This is a genomic window from Agrobacterium sp. B1(2019) (assembly GCF_008274755.1).
GTDB lineage: Bacteria > Pseudomonadota > Alphaproteobacteria > Rhizobiales > Rhizobiaceae > Agrobacterium > Agrobacterium salinitolerans.
Window position 1 is genome coordinate 133625 of record NZ_VTPB01000003.1, and the last position, 24833, is coordinate 158457.

The following is a 24833-nucleotide window of genomic DNA, read 5'->3' on the forward strand; positions in this document are numbered from 1 at the left end:
ACCGACAGGGGCAGGAATGGCGACCAAAACTTGCATCAAGCTCATCGCCACGCCCCTCATGTCATTGAGAATGGCGAAGTGCGGTTCGTCAGGTCAATAAGTCGTTTCCGTCGTGTGATAGGAAATTCCTATCAAATGATTTTTCTGCGGCTCTGAGACGCGCCTCATGCAGAAGCGCCGAAACTAGAGGCGTGTGCGGTTCCCGGTGCGTGGCAATCAGGCCGACGAGATGTTCCGGGTCAGGATCGGTGATCGGGATAATCCTGATCTGCTTTGGAAAACCGAACGATTCAGCTAGGTTACGCGGCATTATTGAAGCCCATTGTCCGGTGCGGATATGGGAAAACAGCACGATCATGGAGTTGGATTCAAGTGTCGGTTTGGCCTCCACTCCAGCTTCGGCCATGTGCCTGTTGATGATGCGCCGGTTCTGCATGTCCGGGGTCAATAGGCATAACCTAAGACCGGAAACCTGCTTCCAGGTAACGCTTTCCTGATCAGCGAGCGGCGTTCCGGCCGCGGCAATGAGGTGATATCGCTCCGAATAAAGCGGCACAGTCGTCACACGCCCGAGTGGTTCGTTGTCGAGGTAACTGATTCCCGCATCGATCTCGAGGTTTTCGATCTGGCTCAAGACCTGCAACGAGGTTCGTGAAGTCACCGAAAACGTCACATCGGGATGGCGCGCCTGAAAAGATTCCGTCAATCGCGGTACCATCGCCAGCGCGGTCGGAATGACGGCAAGGCGAATGTGTCCGGCAAGACCCTTGCGGGCAGCGCGCATTTCCTCGCGCATGGTGCGCGCATCGCCAACAATGCGACGCGCCCATTCGAGCACACGCTGACCTTCCGGGGTCAGCCCCTGGTACCGCGCCGAGCGCACGACGAGAACGACACCCAGCTGATCCTCCAATTGCCGGATTGCCGCCGACAGGCTGGGCTGGGAGACACCACATTCCTCCGCCGCCCGGCCGAAATGTTCTGCCCGCGCCAATGCAATGAAAAATTCCAGCTTGTCGATCATATGCTCTCCCCCGGCGCGCGATCCTTAGACCGGTGCACGCGGAAGAACACTAGAACGCGGCGGCGGCGCCCGCAAATAGCTGCAGGTATTTTCCTTGCGGCTAAGCGCAGGCGACGAGCGCCGGCCCCTTTAAGCGCGGATAATCGTAGGCGTTGACCTTCGAGGTGTTGTAACCCGCGCCCACCAGAGCTTCGGCAAGCTTGATCGCAACCGTGACACCATCGATGACGGGCACGCCGGTGGCCTCCCGCAGGCGGTCGCAGAGAGATGACATGCCGGCGCAGCCAAGGATAATAGCCTCCGCCGCATTCTCACGCTTGGCAGCCTCGATTTCGCGGCGGAGCAGTGCTTCCGCGACCTCCGGATCCTCCTCAAGACCAAGAACCGGCAGGTCGATCGCGCGAACATTTCGGCAATGCCTTTGAGCGCCATAATCCTCCACCAGATCTTCGATGATCGGAATGGACCGAGGAAGCGTGGTGATGATCGAGAAACGGCGGCTGATCGTCATCGCCACCTGAACTGCCGCCTGGCAGATGCCGATAACCGGCCCCCGCGCCACTTCGCGCGCGGCGTGAAGTCCCGGATCGTCGAAACAGGCGATCACGTAGGCGTCCACACCCTGCCCCTCTCCTTTGCGGATTTCCGCCAGAAGCCCCGGAACGGCCATGGCCTCATCCGCCTGCCCTTCAATGCTGACGGGGGTGTCGACCGGATTTGCCGCGGAGACGTGGGTTTCCTTCTGCTTGACCCGCAGCGCGCTATCGAGTGCCTGCGCGGTCATGGAAGCGGTGGAATTGGGATTGATCAAACGAATATGCATCGCACGCATCCTGAAAAGCTGTCACTTGCCGTCAGGCGCGGTGAAATCGGTGATTGGCGGCGCCTTTAAAACGAACTGGCGGTCCGAGGTGATGTAGTTGTCGGCATGAAGTCGGGCGATCGGCTGGTAGCGATCGGGATCGACGTAACGCCCCTCCTCATCGAGGCACTCGTTATGGACATGCATATGCACTACTTCGCCCAACACCAGTGTTCGGCGGGGGTAATCGATCAGTCGCTCCACCCGGCACTCGAAGGCGCAAGGCGATTGCGCAGCATAACTTGCGTCGATCTTGGTGCATGGCGTGGGCGTGAGCTTTGCCATCGACATCTCGTCAACTTCATTGTCAAAGCCGAGACCGCAGATCAGCATCTGTTCAGACAGCGCCATGTCCACCATGTTGACGACGAACTCGCCGGTGCGGCGGATATTCACCATCGTATCCTTTTCCTCCCCGCTGACCTTCGGCTGAATGCCGAGGACGACGATGGGCGGATCATGCGAAAAGACGTTGAAGAAGCTCATCGGCGCTGCATTGTTATGGCCCGCTTGTGAACGGGTCGTCACAAGCGCGATCGGTCGCGGACCGATAAAATTCGTCAAAAGGCGGTAGCGGCTCTGGGGCTCAAGCGCGCTGAAATCGAATTCCATGATCGGCATCCTAATTTAGTCGACAATTATCTTTCATATTGTTGACAATGTTGCAACCAAAATCCCGTTGATACAGTTGACTTTTTCATTCACATCGCGCTTCTCTACCGCGATTGGGGAGTATGTCGAATGAGCGAGCAGGCCGGCCCGTCCACGCAGCAGATTGTCGAGAAAGTATGGCTTTCGATTGCCGAACGCCGGCTGCGTCCGGGCGTGCAGTTGAAGGAAGAGCAACTGGCGACAATCTTCGGCGTCAGTCGTGCAAGAATCCGCCAGGCCTTGTCCGTTCTTGAGCGTGACGGGCTGGTGACGATTGTTCCCAATCGCGGCGCATTTGTCTCCAAACCATCGGTCGAGGAAGCCCGCGATGTGTTCTTCGTGCGCCGCACCGTCGAGCAATGCGTCGTCGAAAGACTGTGCAAATCCGCTACCAAAACCGATCTCAAAAAACTGCGCGACCATGTGGCGAAAGAGCGCGTGGCCAATACCAAAAACGTCACGACCGACATCATCAAGCTTTCCGGCGGGTTCCACCTGCTGCTTGCGGAAACGCTCGGTTCCGATTTCCTCTTTACCACCATGCGCGACCTCATCTCCCGCTCGTCGCTGATAACCGCCGTTTACCGTAACACGGATCGCTTCAACTGCGGCCCGGACGAACATGCGGAAATCGTCGATGCGATTGCCAACAACGATCCGTCGCGGGCCATCCACCTGATGACCCACCACCTTGAGCATGTGGAAGCGGAACTCGATCTCAGCGAAATCCGGGACCTTTCCCACGACCTGCGCGCAGCACTCGGCTGATCCCCCTCTCAGGCGCGCTGTCGCTGGCCGGTCCACTCCACATCATCTTCGACCAGATGACAGGCGACCCGCGTGCCGTTGGCGAGGCTTTTCACTTTTGGCACCTCTGCTGAGCATTGCGCCGTCGCCCGCGGGCAACGGGGGTGAAAAGCGCAACCCGAAGGTGGCTTTAGAGGACTCGGTACTTCGCCTGCCACAATCTCCCGATCCCGCTGCGGCGTCTTGATATTGGGGATCGTCTGGAGAAGCAGCCGCGTATAGGGATGGCGCGGATTGGCGAAAAGCTCTTCCGTATCCCCCTCCTCCACAATCCGCCCGAGATACATAACGGCGATACGGTCTGACATGTGACGAACAACGCTCATGTCGTGGCTGATGAAGAGATAGGTAAGGCCGAGTTCATCCTGCAAGCGGCGCATGAGGTTCAGCACTTGCGCTTGCACCGAAACGTCGAGCGCCGATGTCGGCTCGTCACAGACGAGGAATTCCGGTTCGCTGGCCAATGCGCGGGCAATGGAGATACGCTGGCGCTGGCCGCCGGAAAATTCATGCGGAAACTTTTCGCCGTCCGAGGCCGACAGCCCCACGGTTTTGAGAAGCTCTTCCACGCGCTCCATCGTTTGGGCCTTTGTCGCGCGCAGCTTCAGCTCGCGGATTGGCTCTGCGATGATGTTCTTCACGCGCCATCGTGGATTGAGCGAGGCATAGGGATCCTGAAAGATCATCTGCGCCGACAGGGGGCTGCCCCTGCCGCCCGCCGCAAATTGAAACTCACCGGCGCTTGGCCGGAAAAGCCCTGTTATCAGACGGGCGACTGTCGATTTGCCGCAGCCGCTTTCACCGACGATGCTGAGACAGCCCCCGGCCGGAACGGCGAAATCGATATCGTTGACGGCCTGGACGAACTGCCGGGGTTTGCGCTCGATGATGCGATTGAGAAGCGGGGCCGAAACATCAAAGGTTTTCGTCAGGCCCTTCACCGTCAAAGCCGGCTTGCTGAGTGCTGCTTTTTGAGCTGCGGATTGTGTCATGCTGTGCCTCCTGCGTTCAGCCAGCATGCACTGGCGCCGTTGCCGACTGTTTCGAGTTCAGGCCGTTCCCGCAGACAGCGCGGCCCGGCAAAACCACAACGGGGATTAAACGCGCATCCCGGCGGGATCGCATCGAGACGCGGCATCGCCCCGTCAATCTGGTTGAGCCGCTCTACCCTGGCGCCAAGCGACGGAATGGAGGCCATCAGGCCCTGCGTATAGGGGTGGCGCGGTTCGTGCAGCACCTGTTCAACCGGTCCCACCTCTATCAGCCGGCCGGCATAAAGCACCGCAACACGGTCGGCAGCCTCGGCAATCACGCCCATATCGTGGGTGACGAGCATGACCGCGGTCTGCTTTTCTTTGCACAGCCGCCGCAGCAGCGAAATGATCTGCGCCTGGATCGAGACATCGAGCGCCGTCGTCGGCTCATCGGCAATGATGAGTTTCGGTGAAGCGGCGAGCGCCAACGCAATAACTACTCGCTGGCGCATGCCACCGGAGAACTGGTGCGGATAATGATCGACACGATCCGCAGGTGATGGAATGCCGACATCTTTCAGCAGTTGAACGGCCCGAGCGCGTGCATCCGCTTTCGACAGTGGCAAATGCTGTCGGATCGTTTCGACAAGCTGTGCACCGACCGTAAACAGTGGATTGAGCGAGGTCAGCGGGTCCTGAAAGATCGCTCCGATCTCCCGACCGCGAATGCTTTCCATCGCCCGGTCATCCAGCTGATCGATACGGCGCGACCCGAGCCATATCTCACCGCCGGCAATGTGGCCGGGTTTTTCGAGCAGGCCCTGTATGGCAAGTCCCGTCATGGATTTACCGGCACCGGATTCACCGACGACACCCAGAATTTCGCCGGGCCGGATCGAAAGGCTGATATCGGAAAGCGCGGTAACGGTGCCACGCCGACCGGGAAACTCGACCTTGAGACTACGGACATCGATGACCGATTGGTTCATTTCAACCATGTTGGGCGACCTCCACCGGATAGCTCGGAGGGAAAATTTCGGAGACAGGCGGATTTGCCCAGCTCCGTTCGGGATATTTGGCAATCAGACGATCGAACTGAGCCTGCGCCTGTTCACGGGCACGCCGCATATCGATATGAGCGACCTGTCTCTCACGCATGGAAAGACGGCCGTCGACAAAAACGGCCCGCGTGACCTTGCCAGAGCCGCCGGTCACCAGCGTGGTGATGGGATCGATGCTCGGCGCCATGACGATATCGTCGAGGTCGAATACGGCAATGTCTGCCCTTGCACCCGGCGAAAGATGGCCAAGGTCAGATCGTCCAAGCGCGTGCGCGCCGCCAAGTGTCGCCGCATCGAAAAGATCGGCACAGCGGATCTGGTCTGGAACGCCGTCATTGATACGACAGGTAATCAGACCAATGAGCAGGTTCATCAACATGTCCGCCGGCGCCGTATCCGTTCCCATCGCAATGTTGATGCCGCGTTTGCGGCAGGAAGAGAAGGACGAGAGCGTGCTGCCGCCGCGGCTCGATACCAGCGGACAGTGGACGATCGACACGCCGTTCTCCGCATAAAGCGCCAGATCTTCCTCCGTCGCATTGGTGGCGTGCGGCGCGATCAGCCTTTCGCTGAGAAGCCCGGCCTTGGCCAGCCAGATCGGCGCGGTCGACTCATGAAGCTTGCGGACCGTCTCGACCTCCATGACGCCTTGCGCCATATGAAGACGGAACTTGCAGCCGAGTTCGCGGGCAGCCGCATCGGTACGCTCGATCAGGCCCAGAGTGGAGGTTTCGACCCGATCCGGTGCGAGCATGCCGCGCACCAGATCGCCATGCCGCCCACTCTGCTTCTCGATGAAGGCAATTGCGTCTTTCAGGCCCTGGAAACCACGCTCTTCATCAAAGACCGGCACCATGCGGCCCGGTTCTTCCAGCACCATGCCGCCGGAGCGGAAGGCGGGGCTGAGATAAACGCGAAGGCCAAGTTCACCAGCAGCATCGGCCGCGGCCTCGAACTCAGTTACAGTCTCCCCCCACGCGCGATAAAACAGCGATGCAATTGGCGCTGCGGTGGTGATGCCGTTGAGAAGCAGTTGTCCAAACGCGAAACGCTTCTGGAAGGCAAGTTCTTCCTGCGAGTACATTTCGTAAGGACCGGCTTCGACATAGGAACGCGGCCAGACACGGCCCTTGGCCCAGCCCGGATGATGATCGATGCCGAGGATCGTCGTATCGAGATCGGAGAGCGCGTCGAGATCGATCAGCCCGGGGCTGACGAGAGCATTTCCGAAATCGATACGCCGGGCGACCTCTCCGGGAAATTCATGCCCGACAAAGACGATTTCACCATTTTCGACGACAACCTCGCCGTTTTTGAGAAGGCGGTGCGATCCATCCTTATGTCCGACAACCCAGCTGGCTGCCAGCAACGTCCGTCCTTCCGGCCTTTCGCCGAGTTGCAACGAGTTAAGAACATCGCTCATCACGGCGCCTCCACGATGGCTTTGCCATCTCTCGCAGTGACACGGCCGCCTTTGACGACCAGCGGCCGCGGCGCGATATCGACAACGGCTTGCGCCAGCGTTTCCCCGGTCAAGAGGGTGAAGTCGGCATGACATCCGATCTCCATGCCATAGTCTTCGAGACCCATTACATCGGCGCCGCCCTTGGAAACGACGTGCAGCACGTGGGCTAGTTCGATATCCGAGCGCAGTCCGTTTTTCATGCCGATGATCTTGGCGCGATCCAGCATGTCCGGCTGTCCCCACGGACCCCATGTATCGCGGATGCCATCACAGCCGCCACCAACACGCACACCCGCTTCCTTGAGGCGCATGATCGACGGCACGCTTGCCGATGGCGCACCCGTGGTCAGGATGGCAACGTCGAGCCGCGCGATCTCGTCGATCAGCCTGCCGACGCGCAGATAGTCATTCATGCCGAGTGCAAAGGCATGGCTGATGGCGACATTGCCCTGCATGCCGTTTGCCCGGATGCGCTCGAAGATGAGTTCCATGGTGAAGGCGCCGAGGTCGGCGGCTTCGTGCAGATGGATATCGATCGGGACGCCGTGTTTTGTCGCCAGCTGGAAAAGAATGTCCAGCTGGCCCTTCGGATCGCGGTCGATGCCGCAGGGGTCAATGCCGCCAAGCACTTCGCAGCCCTGCTTTAAGGCTTCATCGAGAAGCTCCACCGTGCCGGGCATGACCATGACACCGGATTGCGGGAAGGCGACGATCTCGATATCGATGATACCATCAAGCTTTTCCCGGGTTTCCCAGATGCCCTCGACCAGCTTTAGCCCGTGGGTGGGGTCGATATCGACATGGCTGCGAATATGGGTGCCGCCATTGGCTGCGAGCCCGATGGCATGGCGCATGGACTGGCGATGCGGATCGATGCCGATCTGAACGCGGTTCTCCCGCTCGAAATCGATCCGCTCGCGAAGGATGGCGGCACGATTGTTGACGTGCCAGGGCATGCCCCACGTGGTCTTATCCAGATGCGTATGGGCATCGATGAGACCGGGGATGGCGATTGCTCCCTTACCATCCTCGACCGGCATTTCGGGTTCGGCTTCAAATGTTCCGAAACCTGAAATCTTGCCGTCCCTGATCAAAATATCGCAGGCTTCGCCCGCCATGGGCCGTACGTTGCGCAAAAGAAGATCGTGCATGGAACTCACCTCAGTTTCGGATTGAGCGCATCGCGCAGCCAGTCACCCAGAAGGTTGACGGTGACGACGAGCAGGCAGAGTTGGAAGACCGGAAACAGCACAATCCACCAGGAGCCGGAAAATAGGAACTGGTTGCCGATGCGGATCAATGTGCCGAGCGACGGCTGGCTCGGCGGCATGCCGATGCCAAGGAAGGACAGGGTCGCTTCCGTGAGGATGGCCATACCGAAATTAAGCGTCGCAGCAACCATGATCGGCGTCAGCGTGTTGGGCAGGATATGTGCCGCCATGATGCGACGGGCGGGCACGCCGATCAGCTTGGCGGCCTGAACATAGTCCTTGCCGGTTTCCACAATGGCTTGAGCGCGCACCGTTCGCGCATATTGCACCCAGGCGGAAAGCGCGATGGCGAGAATGAGCACGGCGGACGCACCGACCTCACGCAGGCTGTCGGGCAGCATCTGCCGCACGACGGTGGAAACGAGGATGGCGACAAGAATGGTCGGAATGGAGAGCGTGATATCGCCGATGCGCATCAGCAGACCATCTGCAATACCGCCGAAATAACCCGCCACCAGACCCGCCGTCATGCCGATGATGAGCGAGAGCACCACGGAGGCAACACCGATGACGATGGAGATGCGCGTGCCATAGAGAATGGCGGACAGCATGTCGCGTCCCTGCGTATCCGTTCCAAGCAAGAACGGCCATTCGCCGCCTTCCTGCCAGATCGGCGGCAGCTCGGCCTTCCACATGTCGAGCGATGCGCCGTCATATGGGTTCTGGGGCGCAATCCACGGCGCGAAGATGGCGGCAAGGATCAATAGCGCAAGGATGAGCGCGCTGACCTTCGCCGATTTGCTGCGGCTAAAGGACCAGTAGAGGTCGCTGTCACGCATGCGGCTTAAAAGCGACCGACGGGCGGGTTTTTCCGTTTGCGAAAGGTCTGTCATGAAACCGGCTCCCTTCGGTTAGCGCGCGGTGCGCAGACGCGGATCGATGACCGCATAGGCGATATCGACGAACGTGTTGAGGACAACGAAGATGAAGGAGATGATGCAGAGATAGGCCGCCATGACGGGAATATCGAGAAAGGTGACAGCCTGAATAAACAGCATGCCCATGCCCGGCCACTGAAACACGGTTTCCGTGATGAGTGCGAAGGCGATGAGCGAGCCGACATTCATCGTCGTCAGCGTCACAACAGGCATCAGACAGTTGCGCAGCGCATGGCGGAAATAGATCCGCCAACGCGGTATGCCGCGAGCTCGCGCGAATTTCACGAAATCGGAGCGCAAGACTTCAAGCATTTCCGCCCGCACCAGACGCATGACGAGCGTGATCTGGTAGAGAGAAAGTGCAATGGCAGGGAGAATGAGGGCCGCTCGTCCGGAAGACGTCAAAAGCCCCGTCGACCACCACCCGAGCTGGACGACATCGCCGCGACCAAATGCAGGCGCCCAGCCCAGCGACACCGAAAATACCAGAATGAGAAGGATGCCGACAACGAAGCTTGGCAGGGAGACGCCGACAATCGACAGGAATTGCAGGCCCTCCGTATACCATTTCCCGCGCCGGATTGCCGTCAGAACGCCGAGAGGCAGGCCGACGACAAGCGATATGATGGTGGCAACCAGCACCAGTTCGAGCGTTGCGGGAAACCTTTCGGCGATCAGCGGCAGCACCTGCTGGCCGTTGCGGTAGGAAACACCGAAATTGCCCTCCGCCGCATCTTTGACAAATCGCAGATATTGGGTCGGCAGGCTGTCATTGAGGCCGAGCCTCTCACGTAGCGCGGCGCGATCCTCCTGGGAGGTCTGTTCGCCAACCATCAGCTCGACAGGATCTCCCGCCAGCCGAAAGATCATAAAGGCGATAAGCGCAACGGAAAGCATGACCAGCACGGCATTTCCCAAACGCTTGATAATGAAAACCAGCATTGTTACCTCTCGGACACGAGCCTGAATCACGCGGGCATTCAGGTTCGATTATTCTCTTCCTGAGATGGGGCAAAGGTTACGCGGCGTGCAAGAACCGCGACCACGGTGCAACTTTGTCGACAATTTTTGACACGGTTTCGTTCGGCTTCACACCCAGTCGAATGAACTGGCGCGTACTCGAATGTCTGCTGAAACAGGCAAGGCGCTCAGTCCAGTGACCGGCGCCTCGCTTGCTCTCCGTCTTATTTGTCGAGCTGAGTCAGCCAATGGCGTGGCTTGTTGTCGGCGCGGAAGTCGACACTTTTGACCTTGGCCAGCATCGCCCAGGCAATCGGCTGCTGATGCAACGGCACGAGCATGGTCTCGTCCTTGGCGATCTTCAGCGCGGCTTCTTCGAGCGCCAGACGCTTCGTATTGTCTTGCTCCTGCGCCGCCTGCGCGACAAGCTTGTCGATCTCGGGATTGGACCAGCCGCCGTAATTGGAGACGCCCATCGCACCCTTGCGGGTCGAGAGGATTTGCGACAGCATGGAGAAGGCGTCGAGTGTCGGCTCGTTCGCCCAGCTGAGGTTGAAGACGTCAGCCGTGCCACCATTGCGCTTGGGTGACTGCACCGAACGTGGCGCGATATCGATGGTCGGCTGGAACCCGCCGCGCTTCAACATGTTGGCAACGCCAGAGCAGATATCCTCTTCATTGACGCTCTCATCATTCATGCAGGTATAGGTGAAAGCAAGGTTCTTCATGCCCGCATCGGCAAGCAGCTTGTGCGCCTTGGTCGGATCGGCCGGCTCGAACGTGTCGAGCGACTTGGCATAGCCCGCAATCTCCGGTGCGATCAGCGAGCCAGACGCTCTTGCGAGACCACGCATGACTTTCTTGTTGATGAGGTCACGATCGATGGAGGCTTCGAAGGCCTGGCGGACACGCAAATCATTGAACGGGTTCGGCTGACCGTTTTCCAGTTTTTCGCGGCGGTTGAAGCCAATGAAAAGCGTGCGAAGCTCGGTGCGCTTCTTCACCGTGATATCGGGCGAGGATTCGAGGCGCGGCAAATCCTGGATCGGGGCGGAATCGATCAGGTCGATTTCACCTGACAGCAGTGCCGCGACGCGGGTTGCCGCCGATGCGATCGGCACAAATTCGATGCGGTCGAGATTGTGCTTTTTCTGGTCCCACCAGCCTTCATTCGCAACGAGAACAGTCTTGCTATCGGGAACGCGGCTTTCGAGCTTGAACGGGCCGGTGCCGTTGGTGTGCATGGTGGTGTAACCATCGACCTTCGACGCGAAGTCGGTGGGCTTCTCGCTATTGTTATCCTTCAACCACTTGGCATTGAAGATGAAGATGTTGGTGATGTCGTTCAGGAAGAGCGAGGTGGGCGCGTTGACATCGAGGTCAACCGTAAAATCGTCAACCTTTTTGACGCCAGCATAAATCGGGATATTACCCCGCAGCGGCGAGGTCGCGTCCGAAGCGCGGGTAAAGGATGCGACGACATCATCAGCGGTGAAGTCTGCGCCGTCATGGAATTTCACACCCTTGCGCAGGGTAAAGCGCCAGGTCTTTCCATCAATCAGCTTCCATTCGGTGGCAAGCGCCGGCTCGATCTGGAAGTCCGGCCCGTAACGAACGAGACCCTCATAAATATGATTCAGAAAAGCAAGGTTGGACGTAGACGGGACCGAATATGGGTCTAGCGAATAAAGATCGGCGCGACCGGCCCAGCGAAGGGTCTCGGCATTGGCGGGAACGGCAATGGCGGCGGCAGCCATGGCCGCCAGGACGAAACTTCTGATACGGGACATTTGATCCCCCCTTTTTATAAATCGTTGGAAGACCGCTGGGCGGTCCGCTCGGGCAAAGGGAGTATTGTTTCACCCGGGCTTATTGTCAATAATATTGTTGACAATTATCGTACTCAAAATTGTAAGTTTTTGGATACGAATTAAAGAGAGGGAGGACGGAATATGACAGGCTTTCTGCTGATACACGGCACGATCGTCACGGTCGACACGGAGCGGCGCATTATCGAAGACGGCGCATTGGCCATCGAGGGCGACAGGATTGTCGACATCGGCACTGCGGATGAACTGGAACCCCGCCATGGAGACAAGGAGGCTATCGACTGCAGAGGAAAACTGATCACCCCTGGCCTGATCGATGCCCATGGCCATGCAGGCCACGCGCTTCTTCGCAGCGTTGCGGCGGATACCAATGCGATGTGGATGAAAATCATCACCCCGACATACTATCACTACGTGACCCGCGACTACTGGTATGCCGATGGGCTGATTTCCGGCATTGAACGATTGCGCGCCGGGGTGACGACCGGGGCCAGCATCATCACCTCGATGCCGCGCGCAGATGACCCCGTCTTCGCCATCAACCATGCCCGCGCCTATAGCGAACTCGGCCTTCGCGAAATCATCTGCATCGGACCGTCAGGCTTGCCCTGGCCTCATCAGGTCACGCGTTGGGAGAGCGGTTCGCCAGAGCGTCGTGACGTGAGCTTCGACGAGATGATGGAGGGCAGCGAAGCGGTGATTGAAGCATTGCATGGAAGCGCCGATGGCCGCATTAGCGTTTTCCTGACACCTTTTACCATCGTGCCTTCGGTCGAACCATCAAATGCATCGACACCTGATCAGGCTGTGAAGCTGACCGACGCCGACAGGATGCAGGCCCGCCGGATGCGCGAGATGGCGCGCAAGAGAGGTGTCAGGCTTCATTCCGACGCCTTTGCCGGACAAATCCGCATGGCGTTTCAGGACAAGGAAAATGCCCTGCTTGGTCCAGATATCCACCTCCAGCACTGCTGGGGCATCTCCCATGACGAGATCGACATCCTGGCCGAGACCGGCACCCGCGTGACCCACGCACCACCGGGCCGCGCGACACCCGTCATGGAAATGATGTCGAAAGGCATTCGTGTCGCGATTACCAGCGATGGTGCAGCCCCGAGCCGCCATTTCGACATGCTTCAGACGGCGCGCCTGGCACAATTTACGCAGCATCTCCTGCACAATCATGACCGCTACCTGCTGCCGCCCGGCAAGATTTTCGAGATGATCACAATCGACGCTGCTCACGCCATTGGTATGGAAGACGAGATCGGTTCGCTCGAAATCGGCAAGAAGGCTGACGTCGTCATCATCGATATGCGCAAGCCACATCTGATGCCCATGTGGATGCCGGTCCACCGGTTGGTGCATCAGGTCCTTGGCAGCGATGTCGATGCCGTCTTTGTGGACGGAAAGTTACTGATGGAAAATGGTCGGGTTCTGACAGCAGATGTCGACGCCGCCATTGACTTTGGCCAACAGGAGGCGATCGCTCTGGTAGAGCGGGCCGGCCTGAAAGCACATATGCATGATCCGGGCTGGGGCCGCTTGCTGCGCACATTCGACGAGCCGGTGTACCCTCCCCGTCCACCGGAAGATGCAAGCTACCGCGCGAACGCGCATGGGCTCGATCAGGATCGATAAATCAAGAGGCTACGGCAAACCCTCATTCACAGCCCCGCCAGCATCACGACAAAAACTCCCCGGCCTGGAGTGGTCCGGGGAGCAAACCTGACATCATGTCAGGCACTTTGACTGGAGCTAGTGACTCACCCGTTCAAAACGGGGTGGATCTGAGTTGTCTAACCCGGTTTATGCTTTTTATGCAGACAATTAGAACGAACGCTCGAGACGAACGAAACCGGTCCAAGCTTCAGACTTCTTTTCGACGTCGAGGTAGTTCGCATGGCGGCTCGCCCGTCTCTCCGGCAAATCCGTCAAATGGGGGAGCTTATGGCCTGTCGCTGGAAACGCCGGTGGGGAATGTCGTAGTATTTGCCAGCATTGCCTCAATCGCGTCCGCCGGAAGAGGTCGGCTGAAATAATAGCCCTGGCCGTAAGGACAGCCCGCCATGCGCAGGAACGCGGCCTGTTCGGCGGTTTCCACGCCTTCGGCAATGACATCGATGTCCAGCGATCCCGCAAGCTGGATCATGATCGTGACGATGGCGCTATCCTTGGTTTTTTCCGGCAGGTGGGTCAGGAACGAGCGGTCTATCTTCATGCAGGACAGCGGAAATGTCTTGAGCATACCAAGGCAAGAATAACCAATGCCGAAATCGTCCAGCGCCAGGCTGACACCCATCTGTTTTATGGCGCGCATAATCCGTACCGATGCCTCAACATCCTGAATGATCAGCGTCTCGGTTATCTCGATTTCCAGAAGGGAGGGCGCTAGCCCGGTTTCCTTCAGCACCGACCTTATCTGCTGCACCAGCCCGCCCTGAAACTGCCGCGGAGAAATATTGACCGCCATTTTCATGGGCGGCAGGCCGGCGGCGGCCCATGCCTGCGCCTGGTGGCAGGCCTTTCTGAGGATGTTTGCCCCTAGCTCCACGATCAGTCCGGTTTCTTCCGCAAGCCCGATGAATTCCTCAGGGCCGAGCAGACCTTCCGCGGCATGCTGCCAGCGAACAAGCGCCTCCACGCCGCTGACCCGGCCGTTTGCAAGATCGACTTGCGGCTGGAAATGCAGGACGAATTCGTCCCTTTCCACCGCCTTGCGCAACTCCTCAATCCGGTTGAATTTCTTCCTCAGATCATCCGCCATGTTCGGCGTGAAGGTGGCGATGCTGTCGCGCCCGTTATGTTTGGCCTCATACATGGCAAGGTCGGCCGCTGCGACGATTTCCGCCGTGGTTTCCCCATGCTCCGGGAAAAAGGCCATGCCGATGCTGCTTGTGACCTTGATATCGTAATTGCCGATGCGCAAGGGCTGCGAGACAGCGGCGCGGATGCGCTGCAGGCGGTTTTCGACATCGTCCTTGCGCTCTTCGAGAATGATGACGAACTCGTCGCCCCCCACCCTGAGAACGAGATCGTACTTCCGGAGACTTTTCGCAATGCGCTCGGCGGTTTTCGCCAGCAATGCATCGCCGATGCTGTGGCCAAGCGTATCGTTGATCTGCTTGAAGTTGTCGAGATCGAGAAACCCGATACCGACCCTTCTGTTCGCCTTTGCCGCCGCCGCCAGTATCTCCGGCAGCCGAGTATCGAGAAAGCGGCGATTGGGTAGCCGGGTCAGCATGTCGTGATCCGCCAGAAAGGCGATATGTTCCGCCGCCCTTTTGCGGTCTATCGCCAGACCCGCCATGCGCGCCGCAGCACCGATAAACTCCACCAGCGCCGCGTCCGGCTCGCGGCCGGCCAGCATGCACCAGACGAAACCATGCGCCTTGCCTTCGCTGGCCGGAATATCGAAACTGAAGGCGACGTGTTCTGCCGGATGGGTGAGGCGCTCAGGATCACTGATACTGGCGAAAAGTGCGGCCAGCCCCTCCTGCTGCGCGAGCGCCGGCGAGGCGTAAACGGAAGGCTCCCCTTCCGCCGCCTCGAATACCCGCACCGCGCAGGCAAGGCCGGTGGCGAGATTTTCGATGGCCTTGACGAATTCCTCGAGAAAATCCTCGATCCGCGCCGCCTCCACAATCATTTGCAGGATACGCGCCTGCGCCTGAAGCAATCGCTCGGAGGCCTTTTTCTGGGTAATATCGCGCGAAGCGCCGACCACGCCGATGATGTTGCCAGCCTTGTCCTTCAGCGGCACACGCGACATCATGAGCCAGCGGTCGATATCCCCGCGCATGGCACGTTCTTCATAACCGAGATCCGGTTCGCCGGTGCGCATTACCCGCGCTTCGGTCTCGGGAATGCCGGCGCGCTGCGCCGCTTCACCATGAATATCGTAGTCAGTGAGCCCTATCAGTTGCTCGACCGTATCAAAGCCGTTTTCGGTGACGATGGCGCGATTGGCGAAAAGAAAGCGCCCTTCCAGATCCTTGGCATAGATAAAATCCGGTACGTGGTCGATCATCGCTTCCAGAAGCGCGTGCCGGTCGGAAGGATTGGCATTTTCGCCCATGTCAGGAATGGCGGATGGCATGACATCGCGCTTTTTTCGCGACATCCGGTTCTCTTCGGGTGTCTTCGGGCCTTTGGAACGCACCTCTCCGCCTCATTACTTCATAATCAGGCAGAACAGTACGATTATACATATTATATAAGTATGAATGACAGGGCAAAGATCGCCGGGAATTCCGTCTTTTGCAGCAGCTTCCCCGAAGCCCTGCCCGACTGAAACCAAACAGCGCAACATGAGCTGCGCCGTCACTTCATACAGGTGACAATTCTTTGTCCGTCACACCACCGGCGTTGGCAAATCTTTGCCCGCGAAATGCGCATCGAGATTGGCGAGAACCAGATCGGCCATGGCGCGCCGCGTCTGGTGTGTGCCGCTGCCGACATGAGGGGCGAGCGTGACGTTGTCGAAAGCGAAAAGCGCTTCCGGCACACGCGGCTCGTCCTCGAAGACATCCAGCGCCGCGCCGCCGATCGCGCCGTTCGAAAGCGCCTCGACAAGCGCCGTCTCATCCACAAGCGACCCGCGCGCCACGTTGACCAGTACGCCTTGGGGACCAAGCGCATTGAGCACATCCGCATTGACGACATGGCGGGTTTCGGCCGTCGCGGCGGCGGCAATGATCAGCACGTCGCAATTGGCAGCCAGCGCTTCGATGCTGTCGTAATAATCATAAGCGACATCGCGACGGCTTCTCGCGGTGTAGGAAATGCGGGCATCAAAACCCTCGAGCCGCTTTGCGATTGCGTGGCCGATGCGGCCGAGGCCGAAAATGCCGTAACGGCGGCCGGCCACACGGGTGGAAAGCCCCATATCGCCCTTCAGCCATTGGCCGGTGCGCACATGCTGGTCCGCCTGCGGCAGCTTGCGCGCCTGCGCCAGAACGAGGCCAAGCGCGAGGTCGGCGACATCGGCCGTCAGCACGTCAGGTGTATTGGAGACGCGGAAGCCGCGCCGTTTCGCGTCAGTCAGATCGACCTTGTCAAAACCGACGCCGTTGATGGCGACGATTTCAAGATTGGGAAGTGCAGCGGCGATATCCGCGGGCAGGCCGATATGGCCGCCGGTGACGACGCCGCGGATCGCGCTGCCCTTTTCAGCAAGCAACGCCGCCTTGTCCGAAGCTTCGAACAGGCGATGCACGGTGAAGCGCTCGGCAAGTTCTTCTTCCAGCGCCGGGATGAGCGGGCACAGTTGCACGATTTCAGTGGTCATGGAGTTTCCTTTGCGCCGGTGAACTACTTCACATCGGCCTTGACGAATTGCCGGAGTTCCGGCGTTTGCGGATTGGCGAAGAGCTCGGAAGAACGGCCCTGCTCCCAGATTTTACCCTTGTGCATGAAGATGGTTTCAGTCGCCACGCGACGCGCGAAAGCCATTTCATGTGTGACAAGGATCATGGTCATGCCGTCCTTGGCGAGGTTTTCCATGACGGTCAGCACTTCCTCGGTCAGTTCCGGATCGAGCGCCGAGGTCACCTCGTCGAACAGCATCACCTTCGGCCGCATGGCGAGCGAGCGGGCAATCGCCACGCGCTGCTGCTGGCCGCCGGAAAGCTGGTCGGGATAGGAATCGAATTTCTCCGAAAGGCCGACGAGTTGCAGAACCTCGCGGGCAATCTCCTTCGTTTCCGATTTCGCCACATCCTTGACGATGCGCGGCGCAAGCATGATGTTTTCGCCGACGGTCAGATGTGGGAAGAGATTGTAGCTCTGGAACACGATGCCGACATCGGTGCGCAGCCTGCGCAGCGCCTTGGCATCTTCGCCGATCGCATGACCGGCAATTTCGATACGGCCGGAATTGATCTTCTCCAGCCCGTTCATGCAGCGCAGCAGCGTGCTCTTGCCCGAACCCGAGCGGCCGATGAGGGCGAAGACTTCACCACGGTCGACCGAAAGCGACACGCCTTTCAGGACTTCCAGAGCGCCAAAGCTCTTGTGAACGTTTTCAACGATTACTTCCGGCATGAAGCCTCCTTTCCAGCCAACGCGACAGCTGGGACAACGGGTAGCAGACGATGAAATAAAGCACGGCCACCGCGACGAAGACGCGGAACGGCTGGAACGTGGCGTTGTTGATGAGCTGCCCCGCTCTCGCCAGTTCGACGAAACCGATGATCGATGCGATGGACGTATTCTTGACGACCTGAACGGCAAAACCGACGGTTGGCGGCAGGGAAATGCGGATCGCCTGCGGCAGGATGACGTAACGATATTGCTGGGCGCGGGTGAGAGCCAGTGATTCCGACGCTTCCCACTGCTGCTTCGGCACAGCCTGGATGCAGCCGCGCCAGATTTCGGCGAGATAACCTGACGTATAGATCGTCATCGAGGCGCCGGCGGCGAAGAGCGGCGGCAATTCCAGCCCGGCAAGGCTGAGACCGTAATAGGACAGGAACAGGATCATCAGCACCGGAATACCCTGGATCACCTGAATATAGGTGCCAGCGGCAATACGCAGCGCCTTGAAATTCGAGGTACGGGCGAGCGCCACGAAGAAGCCGACGATGCCGCCGCCGATGAGTGCAATGATCGTCAGAAGCACGGTCCATTGCAGGGCGGTCAAGAGAAAGCCGAATTCGTTCCAGCCGAAAGTTCGAAGAGTCATGACTGCACCTCCGGCAAAGCGGTCATCGTCTTGCGCGCCACGCGGCGCCCGAACAGCCACATGCCGACGAGGGCGAGAATGAGCCGCAGGGAAAGCGCCAGTGCCAGATAGATGAGCGTGACGACGATATAGACCTCGAAGGAGCGATAGGTCTGCGATTCCACGAAGGCTGCGGCGGCCGCAAGTTCATGGGTGGAAATAGCCGAACATATGCTCGACGCCAGCATCATCAGCACGAACTGGCTGCACAGCGAGGGATAGACCTTGGCGATGGCCGGCACCATGATGACGTGGCGATAGATCTGGTATTTGGTGAAGCCGAGCGCCTCGCCCGCCTCAATCTGCGACTTGTGAACAGCCTCGATGCCGGCGCGGATGATCTCCGTCGAATAGGCCGCGAGGTTGATCGTCATGCCGATCAGCGCCGCCGTATCTGCCCCTACCCTGAAACCGAGGCCCGGCAGGCCGAAATAGACGATGAAAAGCTGCACGAGAAACGGCGTGTTGCGGATGACTTCCACATAACCGTCCACGATGATGCGGACGATGCCGCCGTTGATGGACCGCAGCGAGGCCAAAAGAATGCCGAAAGCGCAGCCGAGCACAATAGAGAGGACCGACAGCTTGATCGTCAGCCATATGCCGTTCAGAATTTCATTCTGATATTGGGCGAGCGCGCCGAATTGGAATGTATAGGACATGCGTCACTCCGTTGACATTTCCCGGGCCCGCCGGAAGTTTCCCGGCGGGCGCGTTGAAAGGCTCAATCAGAAGCTTGGCAGTTGCGGCAGCGGACGGCCTGTCCACTTGACCGAGATGCGGTCGAGATCACCCGACATCTTCATGAGGTAGATTGACGTGTTCAGCCACTGGCGCAGCTCGAAATCCTCAAGCTTGGTCGCCATCGAATTGCCCTGCTGGAAGAAGGTGAAACCAACCTGCAGACCGGCTTCCGGGCGCTGCTTGATGATCGCTTCGCCAACCGTGGACGGCAGGGCGACAGCATCCACCTGACCGGCAAGCAATGCCTGTGCGCTGGTGGAATCGTCTTCGTAAACGACGATTTCGAGACCTTCGATATTGGCCTTGCGCAGCGCGGTTTCCTGCGAGGAGCCGCGATTGACCGAAACTCGCTTGCCTTTGAGGCTTTCGAGGTTTTCGAACTTCTGATCCTTGCCCGAGATGATGTCCATGTTGAACGCGCTATAGGGCTGCGTGAACATAACCGTCTTGGCTCGCTCACCGGTCGGGGCGAGCGTCGCAACAAGGAAATCGACCTTGCCGGTCTGAAGCGCCGGAATACGCGCGGGCGGCGTCAACGGCACCAGTTCCACCGGCAGCGACAGGTAAGAGCCGATGAGATTGGCGACATCGACGTCGTAACCGGAAGGATTGCCCTTCTCGTCCACCATGCCCATCGGTGGAGCGCCGGTCAGAACACCGATCTTGACCTTGCCGCGCGCCGTGATCTCGCTGAGCGAGACGGCTTGGGCAGACGTGGTGGCAGCAAGCGAAGCTGCGGCAACACCAACGGCAACGGTCATGTTCTTCACAAATCTGGATATGTTCATGGTCTCTCCTCCAACCTTTTAAGTGGCTGCCCAAAGTGGAACAGCGATCCTGCGCAAAGTGAAAAATGTTCTCGATAACATTTCACCGCGATAGACAATAAACTCCTCCCAAGAGATCGCGAAAGCAAAAAATCTGATGAATTTACTTTGAAATTCAATAATTTCTGCCGGATATCGATTTTCCTCTGGTCGACACCATCTCACGTTCTTGGCAGGATCAATAATGCATGTTATCGGTATCATTGCAAGTCTGATCTACAGAACTGTTTCGATCGGCAATCATTCGGGAGGAAACATGTACACACGCTCGGCAATTTTCGAAGGCAGGATTCACCCCGGTCGGGAGGAGGAATTTTTCCGCATCGTCGAGGAAAAACTGCTTCCGGTCTGGAAACGCATGCCGAATGCGCAGGCCGTGCGGGTGATGCGCACCGAGCGTACCGATCCGGACGCGGCCTCGATCATCATGGTGCAGGAAATCGACTATCCTTCGATGGAGGCGGTGGAGGAAGCACTGGTTTCACCGGTCCGGCTGGAGGGCCGTGTACTGACGGATGAGATGATGAGCATGTGCGACGGACGATTTTATCATCTGGTCTATAGCCGCATCGCATAAATCCGGTGCACGCCGCACCGATATGCAATCATGCGGCGTGCTTTCCCTTGATATCTTCGTGTATGTCTTGTCCTGAACCGGTTCGAATTTAGGGAGACATGCTTTGGTGGAGCGCACGCCCTTGGCCGCAGCGTTAGTCACGTCGAAAAAAGCAACCATGAGCGACGTCTCGAAACTCGCGGGCGTCTCCAAGATGACCGTCTCGCGGGTGCTGGCCGATCCTGCCCTGGTGTCTGAAGACACGCGCCAGAAGGTGATGAAGGCCATCGAGAAGCTTGGCTATGTGCCGGATCGAATCGCGGGATCGCTCTCATCCCGCCGCACCAATTTCATCACCGCCATACTGCCGACGCTCACCAACTCCAACTTCGCCGACAGCGCGCAGGGTCTCGCCAAGGCGCTACGGGCGGCCGACTACCAATTGCTGATCGGTTATACGATGTACGATTTACAGGAGGAAGAGCGCGTCATTCGCACCATGATGGAACGCCGTCCCGACGCCATTGTCGTTGCCGGCACGGTGCATACCAAGATGGCAAGCGAAGTGTTGATGCGCGCCGGGATCCCGATCGTGGAAATCTGGGATGTTCCGGAACACCCCATCGACCACGCGGTCGGTTTTTCCAATTACGAAGTGGGAAGAACCGCAGCCAAGCATCTGATATCGCTCGGCTTCAAGAGAATCGGCGCGCTCGGCTCCAGGGCGGATGGCGATGTGAAGGACTGGCGCGGCGAAAGCCGCCTGCTCGGTTTCGGCGCGGCCTTGCGTGAAGCGGGCATTGCCGACGATCTCATCATCCGCGAAGGAAGCGCCCCGGTCTCCTATGACCACGGGGCAAAGACCCTCGGCTCGCTGCTGGCCAAGGCGCCAGATGTCGAGGCCATCTTCGCCGTGTCGGATATTTCCGCCGTCGGCGCGCTGATGGAATGTCATCGAAGGGGAATCCGTGTCCCTGACCGCATTTCCATCCTCGGCTTCGGCGATTTCGATATCGGCCGGCAATGTTATCCGGCGATTTCAACGATCCGGGTCGATGCCCAGATGATCGGGCGCAGGGCAGGCGAATTGCTGCTCTCGATACTGGAAGCGGGAAAGGATGCCGCTGTTCCCGAAGGGGCGCGGGTGGATGTCGGTTTCGAGCTGATCGTGCGAGAGACGACGAAACGCACGGGCGGCTAATCCACTCTCTTTCCTCATTCCTGCGCTTGTCACAGGAATCCAGCCGACGCGCGTCTGCGCGGCGAAAGGGAGTCTTTTCAGCCCAAGGACTTGGGCTGACTGGATCCCTGTGACAAGCACAGGGATGAGGGAAGTGCGGTGTATCGCCCTTACCGAGCACCCCAGGTATCTGTCAGCCGATACCCCTCCGGCCATGGATCGGACGGATCGAGCATGTGCTGGTGAATGCCGGTGATCCAGCCGCGGCCGGAAATTTCCGGCAGGATGGCCGGACGATCGCCGACCGTTGTCGTTCCGAGAATGCGTCCGGTGAAAGTGGAGCCGATCAGCGATACTGCCGTCAGCGTTTCGCCCTCCTTCATTTCACCGCGCGCATGCAGCACCGCCATGCGGGCTGAAAGCGCCGTGCCGGTCGGAGAACGGTCCACCTTGCCCGGCTGGATGGCCACGGCCGCCCCCGCCCTGAGGCCTTCGGCCGTGCGTTCCACCTTGCCAGCGAACAGGCAGAAGGAGAAATGCCGCCAGTCCGGGTTCTCGGGATGGTCGAAGCCCAAGGCCTTGTTGGCGGCATTGGTGATGCGCACGCCAAGGCGGGCAATGTCATGCGCCTCTTCCGGCTTCAGGCTGAAGCCCATCGCTTCCGCATCCACGATGACGAAGCTGTCGCCGCCATAAGCGGCATCCACCTTGAGCTTACCCAGACCCTCGACTTCGAGTTCCACATTGAGCTTTGCGGCAAAGCTCGGCAGGTTCTGCACGAAAATGCGCTCGGCCTTGCCGTTGCGGCATTCGGCGCGCACCTTCACCAGCCCGCCCGGCGCTTCCAGCAGCATGTGGGTTTCCGGCTCCTGCATCGGCACGATGCCGCCATCCAGAAGCACGGTGGAAACGCAGATGGAGTTGGAGCCGGACATGGGCGGGGTGTCTTCCGGCTCCATGATGATGAAGGCGGCATCCGCATCAGGGTGTTTGGGCGGCACCAGCAGGTTGACATGGCGGAACACGCCGCCGCGCGGCTCATTGAGCACGAAGTTGCGCAAGGTCTCATCGCGGGCGATAAAACGGCTCTGCTCCCAGATCGTCTCGCCCGGCGGCGGCTTTACCCCGCCAACGATAACATCCCCCACCTCGCCTTCCGCATGAGCGGAAATCACATGAACTGTCTTTATACTGCGCATTCAGTTCTCCTCACGAAAGCCAGACAGGAAGACGGGAAACCGCATGGCCGGTCAGCGCACTGTCGACGCAATCGGCAAGACTGCCGAAGCGCACCGCGCGACCACTGAGGCCAGGGCCGTAATGAGCGTATTTGCCGGAATTGGTCATGAGCGCACGGGTCTTCGTCGGGAAGACCGGCTCGGAAATCGAGCACCAGCAGAGATCAGGCAGCACCTGTACGCCGCTGTCCTTCAATCTCTGCAGCGTGCCGTCCTGCACAGCAGCATCGATGACATGCTGACCGGCGGTGACGATGACGGCGACATCCGCGAGACGATGGCGGCCGGCAAATTCAGCCGCAAGCGCTTGGCACTCCTCCAGCGAGGCATGCGGACTGCCGATGGCGACGAGTTGAACCTCTTCCGGCCCTTCGTTGAGCAGCGACCAGCCGGCGGCCATGTCAGCCAGCAAAATGGAGACGGTGTCGGCAGTTTCGAGAGGGGCAAGACCGGCTTCCGGCGTTACGCCCTCTATATGCAGCATGGGCGCAGCGGAGGTGGTGCCGAAAGCGGCGCAAAGCGCCTTTAGATCATCCCGCGACGGCTTTGCAGGGCCAAGGCCGCGCAGCAGGGGAATGCAATCGGGCGCGGCCTTGCCCGCCAGATAACCGACGAGCGGCCAGAAGGCATCATCCACGCCCTGCGGCAACGCCACATTGACGATGCGCCGAGGACGGCGGTTTTCTTCCAGATAGACGCCGGCCAGCGGTGCCCTGCCCGTCAGTGCGATGCAGAGATCGAGAAAATCCGGATGTTTCGCCGTACGCGCGCCAAGAACCGTATTGGCGAAGATCACAGCGTTCGATTCCGCCCAGGCGATCATGTCGCCCGCTTGCGGCGCGCTGTCGAGCAGGTAAGGCGAACAGGTGAAAGTCGGACGACAGCCCATGCGCACATAGGCATCCGCCAGCCTTGCGGCCGGGTCGCCGAAATCCTCCGGCATGCCCTGCGAACGCCAATGCGCCTTGTCCACCGAAATGGCGTTCATGGTCGTCGGCACCCGTACCTTCGCGCCCATCTCCGCCATTTTTTCCGCGAAGGTGAGATTGGCGGGGCTGGCGTATATGCAACCGTCAATATGGCCCTGCGTGACATCGACGAGCGCCGACGCTCCCTGCTGGGCGGCCATGGCGACGGTGATGCGCATGGCCTGCTGCACGGCGACGCCATCGCGCCCTTCGAGCATGGCCCGGTCGTTATCCCCAAGATCGAGATGCGCTGTCGCCGGCGGCGTGACGGAAAGGGATACGCCATCGGCTTCGATGGCCGTCTCATCGATACGGACATGAACGGCTTTGGAGAACCGGGCGAAATTTTCCGCGCCAAGGCGCAGCACCGGCAAAGGCTTGCCGAACATTTCGGCCGCGATCAGCGCGCCCAGCGTCAGCACGTCCTCGGCCTCACAGAAGACCAGCGCCGAGGGCGCGCGGCCCGTCAGGATTAGATCGAGCAGCACGCCCGAACCGGTGCACGAACCGCGGCTGGTGGGCATGAACAACACGCCACCGGTAAGACAGACACCATGCAACGGGTGGTGCACGTCGATGACCCGGCCGGTGGCGGGATCGACCCCACCCCAGAAACTCAGCGCTTCGGTCGTCGCAATCACAGGACCTTCGGCCGAACCGGCCAAAATACTGCGGGCTTCAGGAACGACTGTTGCCGAGAGGGAAGAAGACATCGGAAATCTCCCTAAAGCATTTCCAGTAAAAGTGCGTAGCGGTTTTACGCCAGGAAAATGCGTGAAAAAAAGAACTAGAGAATTTTTGCGTTTCGGAGAAA

At 59.2% G+C, this 24833-nt stretch carries 22 protein-coding genes; 4 read left to right on the plus strand and 18 right to left on the minus strand.

All coding sequences use genetic code 11. The features are described 5' to 3' along the window. Positions 1 to 88: 88 nt before the first annotated feature. From AGR1_RS20925 to AGR1_RS20935, 3 genes are all read right to left on the minus strand, one after another. Positions 89 to 1024 carry a LysR family transcriptional regulator gene (locus AGR1_RS20925; RefSeq protein WP_077983897.1) on the minus strand — a complete coding sequence of 312 codons (936 nt, stop codon included), beginning with the start codon at positions 1022 to 1024 and terminating at the stop codon, positions 89 to 91. Between the two features lie 100 nt (positions 1025 to 1124). After that, complete coding sequence (locus AGR1_RS20930) at positions 1125 to 1847, minus strand: aspartate/glutamate racemase family protein (protein ID WP_149148110.1); 723 nt, start codon at positions 1845 to 1847, stop codon at positions 1125 to 1127. A 21-nt stretch (positions 1848 to 1868) separates the two neighbouring features. Further along, positions 1869 to 2498 (minus strand): flavin reductase family protein, encoded by a 630-nt coding sequence (locus AGR1_RS20935; RefSeq protein ID WP_149148111.1) that lies wholly within the window; start codon positions 2496 to 2498, stop codon positions 1869 to 1871. Positions 2499 to 2627: 129 nt separating this feature from the next. Here AGR1_RS20935 and AGR1_RS20940 point away from each other — a divergent pair, with 129 nt between their 5' ends. Further along, complete coding sequence (locus tag AGR1_RS20940) at positions 2628 to 3305, plus strand: GntR family transcriptional regulator (protein ID WP_044458905.1); 678 nt, start codon at positions 2628 to 2630, stop codon at positions 3303 to 3305. A gap of 8 nt (positions 3306 to 3313) precedes the next feature. Here the strand turns inward: AGR1_RS20940 and AGR1_RS20945 are convergent, their stop codons facing one another. The 7 genes from AGR1_RS20945 to AGR1_RS20975 all read right to left on the minus strand — a co-directional run bounded on the left by AGR1_RS20945 (position 3314) and on the right by AGR1_RS20975 (position 11743). After that, positions 3314 to 4336, minus strand: a complete 1023-nt coding sequence (locus tag AGR1_RS20945) for an oligopeptide/dipeptide ABC transporter ATP-binding protein (protein WP_137411140.1) — start codon at positions 4334 to 4336, stop codon at positions 3314 to 3316. Continuing rightward, a complete protein-coding gene (locus AGR1_RS20950; RefSeq protein WP_149148112.1) occupies positions 4333 to 5316 on the minus strand; it encodes an ABC transporter ATP-binding protein in 984 nt (327 codons plus the stop codon). Before AGR1_RS20950 ends, AGR1_RS20945 begins: the two co-directional genes overlap by 4 nt. Continuing rightward, a complete protein-coding gene (locus AGR1_RS20955) occupies positions 5309 to 6802 on the minus strand; it encodes an amidohydrolase family protein (protein ID WP_149148113.1) in 1494 nt (497 codons plus the stop codon). The genes AGR1_RS20950 and AGR1_RS20955 overlap by 8 nt, the downstream gene beginning before the upstream one ends. Then, positions 6802 to 7995, minus strand: a complete 1194-nt coding sequence (locus AGR1_RS20960; protein ID WP_149148114.1) for an amidohydrolase family protein — start codon at positions 7993 to 7995, stop codon at positions 6802 to 6804. The genes AGR1_RS20955 and AGR1_RS20960 overlap by 1 nt, the downstream gene beginning before the upstream one ends. Before the next feature lie 5 nt (positions 7996 to 8000). Further along, positions 8001 to 8948 (minus strand): ABC transporter permease, encoded by a 948-nt coding sequence (locus AGR1_RS20965; protein ID WP_149148115.1) that lies wholly within the window; start codon positions 8946 to 8948, stop codon positions 8001 to 8003. A gap of 18 nt (positions 8949 to 8966) precedes the next feature. Beyond that, positions 8967 to 9935, minus strand: a complete 969-nt coding sequence (locus AGR1_RS20970; protein ID WP_077983902.1) for an ABC transporter permease — start codon at positions 9933 to 9935, stop codon at positions 8967 to 8969. 242 nt (positions 9936 to 10177) lie between these two features. Next, entirely contained in the window at positions 10178 to 11743 is a 1566-nt protein-coding gene (locus AGR1_RS20975; RefSeq protein WP_149148116.1) for an ABC transporter substrate-binding protein, read from the minus strand. Between the two features lie 162 nt (positions 11744 to 11905). On the opposite strand from AGR1_RS20975, the gene AGR1_RS20980 reads away from it, so the two are divergent. Further along, positions 11906 to 13423 (plus strand): amidohydrolase family protein, encoded by a 1518-nt coding sequence (locus AGR1_RS20980; RefSeq protein ID WP_149148117.1) that lies wholly within the window; start codon positions 11906 to 11908, stop codon positions 13421 to 13423. 307 nt (positions 13424 to 13730) lie between these two features. On the opposite strand, the gene AGR1_RS20985 is transcribed toward AGR1_RS20980, so the two are convergent. The 6 genes from AGR1_RS20985 to AGR1_RS21010 form a co-directional block, all read right to left on the minus strand. After that, positions 13731 to 15905 carry a GGDEF and EAL domain-containing protein gene (locus tag AGR1_RS20985; RefSeq protein ID WP_149148118.1) on the minus strand — a complete coding sequence of 725 codons (2175 nt, stop codon included), beginning with the start codon at positions 15903 to 15905 and terminating at the stop codon, positions 13731 to 13733. A gap of 231 nt (positions 15906 to 16136) precedes the next feature. Then, positions 16137 to 17072 (minus strand): 2-hydroxyacid dehydrogenase, encoded by a 936-nt coding sequence (locus AGR1_RS20990; RefSeq protein ID WP_149148119.1) that lies wholly within the window; start codon positions 17070 to 17072, stop codon positions 16137 to 16139. Positions 17073 to 17095: 23 nt separating this feature from the next. Then, positions 17096 to 17827, minus strand: coding sequence for an amino acid ABC transporter ATP-binding protein (locus AGR1_RS20995; protein ID WP_149148120.1), 732 nt, complete (start codon positions 17825 to 17827; stop codon positions 17096 to 17098). Then, the gene (locus tag AGR1_RS21000) at positions 17808 to 18467 is read right to left on the minus strand and encodes an amino acid ABC transporter permease (RefSeq protein WP_003521700.1); all 660 of its coding nucleotides are present in this window, start codon (positions 18465 to 18467) and stop codon (positions 17808 to 17810) included. The genes AGR1_RS20995 and AGR1_RS21000 overlap by 20 nt, the downstream gene beginning before the upstream one ends. Continuing rightward, positions 18464 to 19168 (minus strand): amino acid ABC transporter permease, encoded by a 705-nt coding sequence (locus AGR1_RS21005; protein WP_149148121.1) that lies wholly within the window; start codon positions 19166 to 19168, stop codon positions 18464 to 18466. Before AGR1_RS21005 ends, AGR1_RS21000 begins: the two co-directional genes overlap by 4 nt. Positions 19169 to 19234: 66 nt before the next feature. After that, positions 19235 to 20038 carry a transporter substrate-binding domain-containing protein gene (locus AGR1_RS21010; protein ID WP_149148122.1) on the minus strand — a complete coding sequence of 268 codons (804 nt, stop codon included), beginning with the start codon at positions 20036 to 20038 and terminating at the stop codon, positions 19235 to 19237. A 295-nt stretch (positions 20039 to 20333) separates the two neighbouring features. Between AGR1_RS21010 and AGR1_RS21015 the strand changes: the two genes are divergently transcribed. Then, the gene (locus tag AGR1_RS21015) at positions 20334 to 20654 is read left to right on the plus strand and encodes a hypothetical protein (protein WP_077983909.1); all 321 of its coding nucleotides are present in this window, start codon (positions 20334 to 20336) and stop codon (positions 20652 to 20654) included. 157 nt (positions 20655 to 20811) lie between these two features. Continuing rightward, complete coding sequence (locus AGR1_RS21020) at positions 20812 to 21834, plus strand: LacI family DNA-binding transcriptional regulator (RefSeq protein WP_149148123.1); 1023 nt, start codon at positions 20812 to 20814, stop codon at positions 21832 to 21834. A 149-nt stretch (positions 21835 to 21983) separates the two neighbouring features. On the opposite strand, the gene AGR1_RS21030 is transcribed toward AGR1_RS21020, so the two are convergent. Then, entirely contained in the window at positions 21984 to 23012 is a 1029-nt protein-coding gene (locus tag AGR1_RS21030; protein ID WP_149148124.1) for a proline racemase family protein, read from the minus strand. Between the two features lie 10 nt (positions 23013 to 23022). Beyond that, a complete protein-coding gene (locus AGR1_RS21035; protein WP_149148125.1) occupies positions 23023 to 24732 on the minus strand; it encodes an aconitase X in 1710 nt (569 codons plus the stop codon). Positions 24733 to 24833 lie beyond the last annotated feature (101 nt).

What these genes read in the sequence shown, in the direction of transcription:
- AGR1_RS21000 (WP_003521700.1), bottom strand. Translation starts at nt 18,467, where the DNA reads ATGACTCTTCGAACTTTCGGCTGGAACGAATTCGGCTTTCTCTTGACC.
- AGR1_RS20935 (WP_149148111.1), bottom strand. Translation starts at nt 2,498, where the DNA reads ATGGAATTCGATTTCAGCGCGCTTGAGCCCCAGAGCCGCTACCGCCTT.
- AGR1_RS21005 (WP_149148121.1), bottom strand. Translation starts at nt 19,168, where the DNA reads ATGTCCTATACATTCCAATTCGGCGCGCTCGCCCAATATCAGAATGAA.
- AGR1_RS21035 (WP_149148125.1), bottom strand. Translation starts at nt 24,732, where the DNA reads ATGTCTTCTTCCCTCTCGGCAACAGTCGTTCCTGAAGCCCGCAGTATT.
- AGR1_RS20990 (WP_149148119.1), bottom strand. Translation starts at nt 17,072, where the DNA reads ATGACCACTGAAATCGTGCAACTGTGCCCGCTCATCCCGGCGCTGGAA.
- AGR1_RS20975 (WP_149148116.1), bottom strand. Translation starts at nt 11,743, where the DNA reads ATGTCCCGTATCAGAAGTTTCGTCCTGGCGGCCATGGCTGCCGCCGCC.
- AGR1_RS20925 (WP_077983897.1), bottom strand. Translation starts at nt 1,024, where the DNA reads ATGATCGACAAGCTGGAATTTTTCATTGCATTGGCGCGGGCAGAACAT.
- AGR1_RS20995 (WP_149148120.1), bottom strand. Translation starts at nt 17,827, where the DNA reads ATGCCGGAAGTAATCGTTGAAAACGTTCACAAGAGCTTTGGCGCTCTG.
- AGR1_RS20955 (WP_149148113.1), bottom strand. Translation starts at nt 6,802, where the DNA reads ATGAGCGATGTTCTTAACTCGTTGCAACTCGGCGAAAGGCCGGAAGGA.
- AGR1_RS21015 (WP_077983909.1), top strand. Translation starts at nt 20,334, where the DNA reads ATGTACACACGCTCGGCAATTTTCGAAGGCAGGATTCACCCCGGTCGG.
- AGR1_RS20960 (WP_149148114.1), bottom strand. Translation starts at nt 7,995, where the DNA reads ATGCACGATCTTCTTTTGCGCAACGTACGGCCCATGGCGGGCGAAGCC.
- AGR1_RS20980 (WP_149148117.1), top strand. Translation starts at nt 11,906, where the DNA reads ATGACAGGCTTTCTGCTGATACACGGCACGATCGTCACGGTCGACACG.
- AGR1_RS20930 (WP_149148110.1), bottom strand. Translation starts at nt 1,847, where the DNA reads ATGCATATTCGTTTGATCAATCCCAATTCCACCGCTTCCATGACCGCG.
- AGR1_RS21020 (WP_149148123.1), top strand. Translation starts at nt 20,812, where the DNA reads ATGAGCGACGTCTCGAAACTCGCGGGCGTCTCCAAGATGACCGTCTCG.
- AGR1_RS20970 (WP_077983902.1), bottom strand. Translation starts at nt 9,935, where the DNA reads ATGCTGGTTTTCATTATCAAGCGTTTGGGAAATGCCGTGCTGGTCATG.
- AGR1_RS20985 (WP_149148118.1), bottom strand. Translation starts at nt 15,905, where the DNA reads ATGTCGCGAAAAAAGCGCGATGTCATGCCATCCGCCATTCCTGACATG.
- AGR1_RS20940 (WP_044458905.1), top strand. Translation starts at nt 2,628, where the DNA reads ATGAGCGAGCAGGCCGGCCCGTCCACGCAGCAGATTGTCGAGAAAGTA.
- AGR1_RS20945 (WP_137411140.1), bottom strand. Translation starts at nt 4,336, where the DNA reads ATGACACAATCCGCAGCTCAAAAAGCAGCACTCAGCAAGCCGGCTTTG.
- AGR1_RS21010 (WP_149148122.1), bottom strand. Translation starts at nt 20,038, where the DNA reads ATGAACATATCCAGATTTGTGAAGAACATGACCGTTGCCGTTGGTGTT.
- AGR1_RS21030 (WP_149148124.1), bottom strand. Translation starts at nt 23,012, where the DNA reads ATGCGCAGTATAAAGACAGTTCATGTGATTTCCGCTCATGCGGAAGGC.
- AGR1_RS20950 (WP_149148112.1), bottom strand. Translation starts at nt 5,316, where the DNA reads ATGGTTGAAATGAACCAATCGGTCATCGATGTCCGTAGTCTCAAGGTC.
- AGR1_RS20965 (WP_149148115.1), bottom strand. Translation starts at nt 8,948, where the DNA reads ATGACAGACCTTTCGCAAACGGAAAAACCCGCCCGTCGGTCGCTTTTA.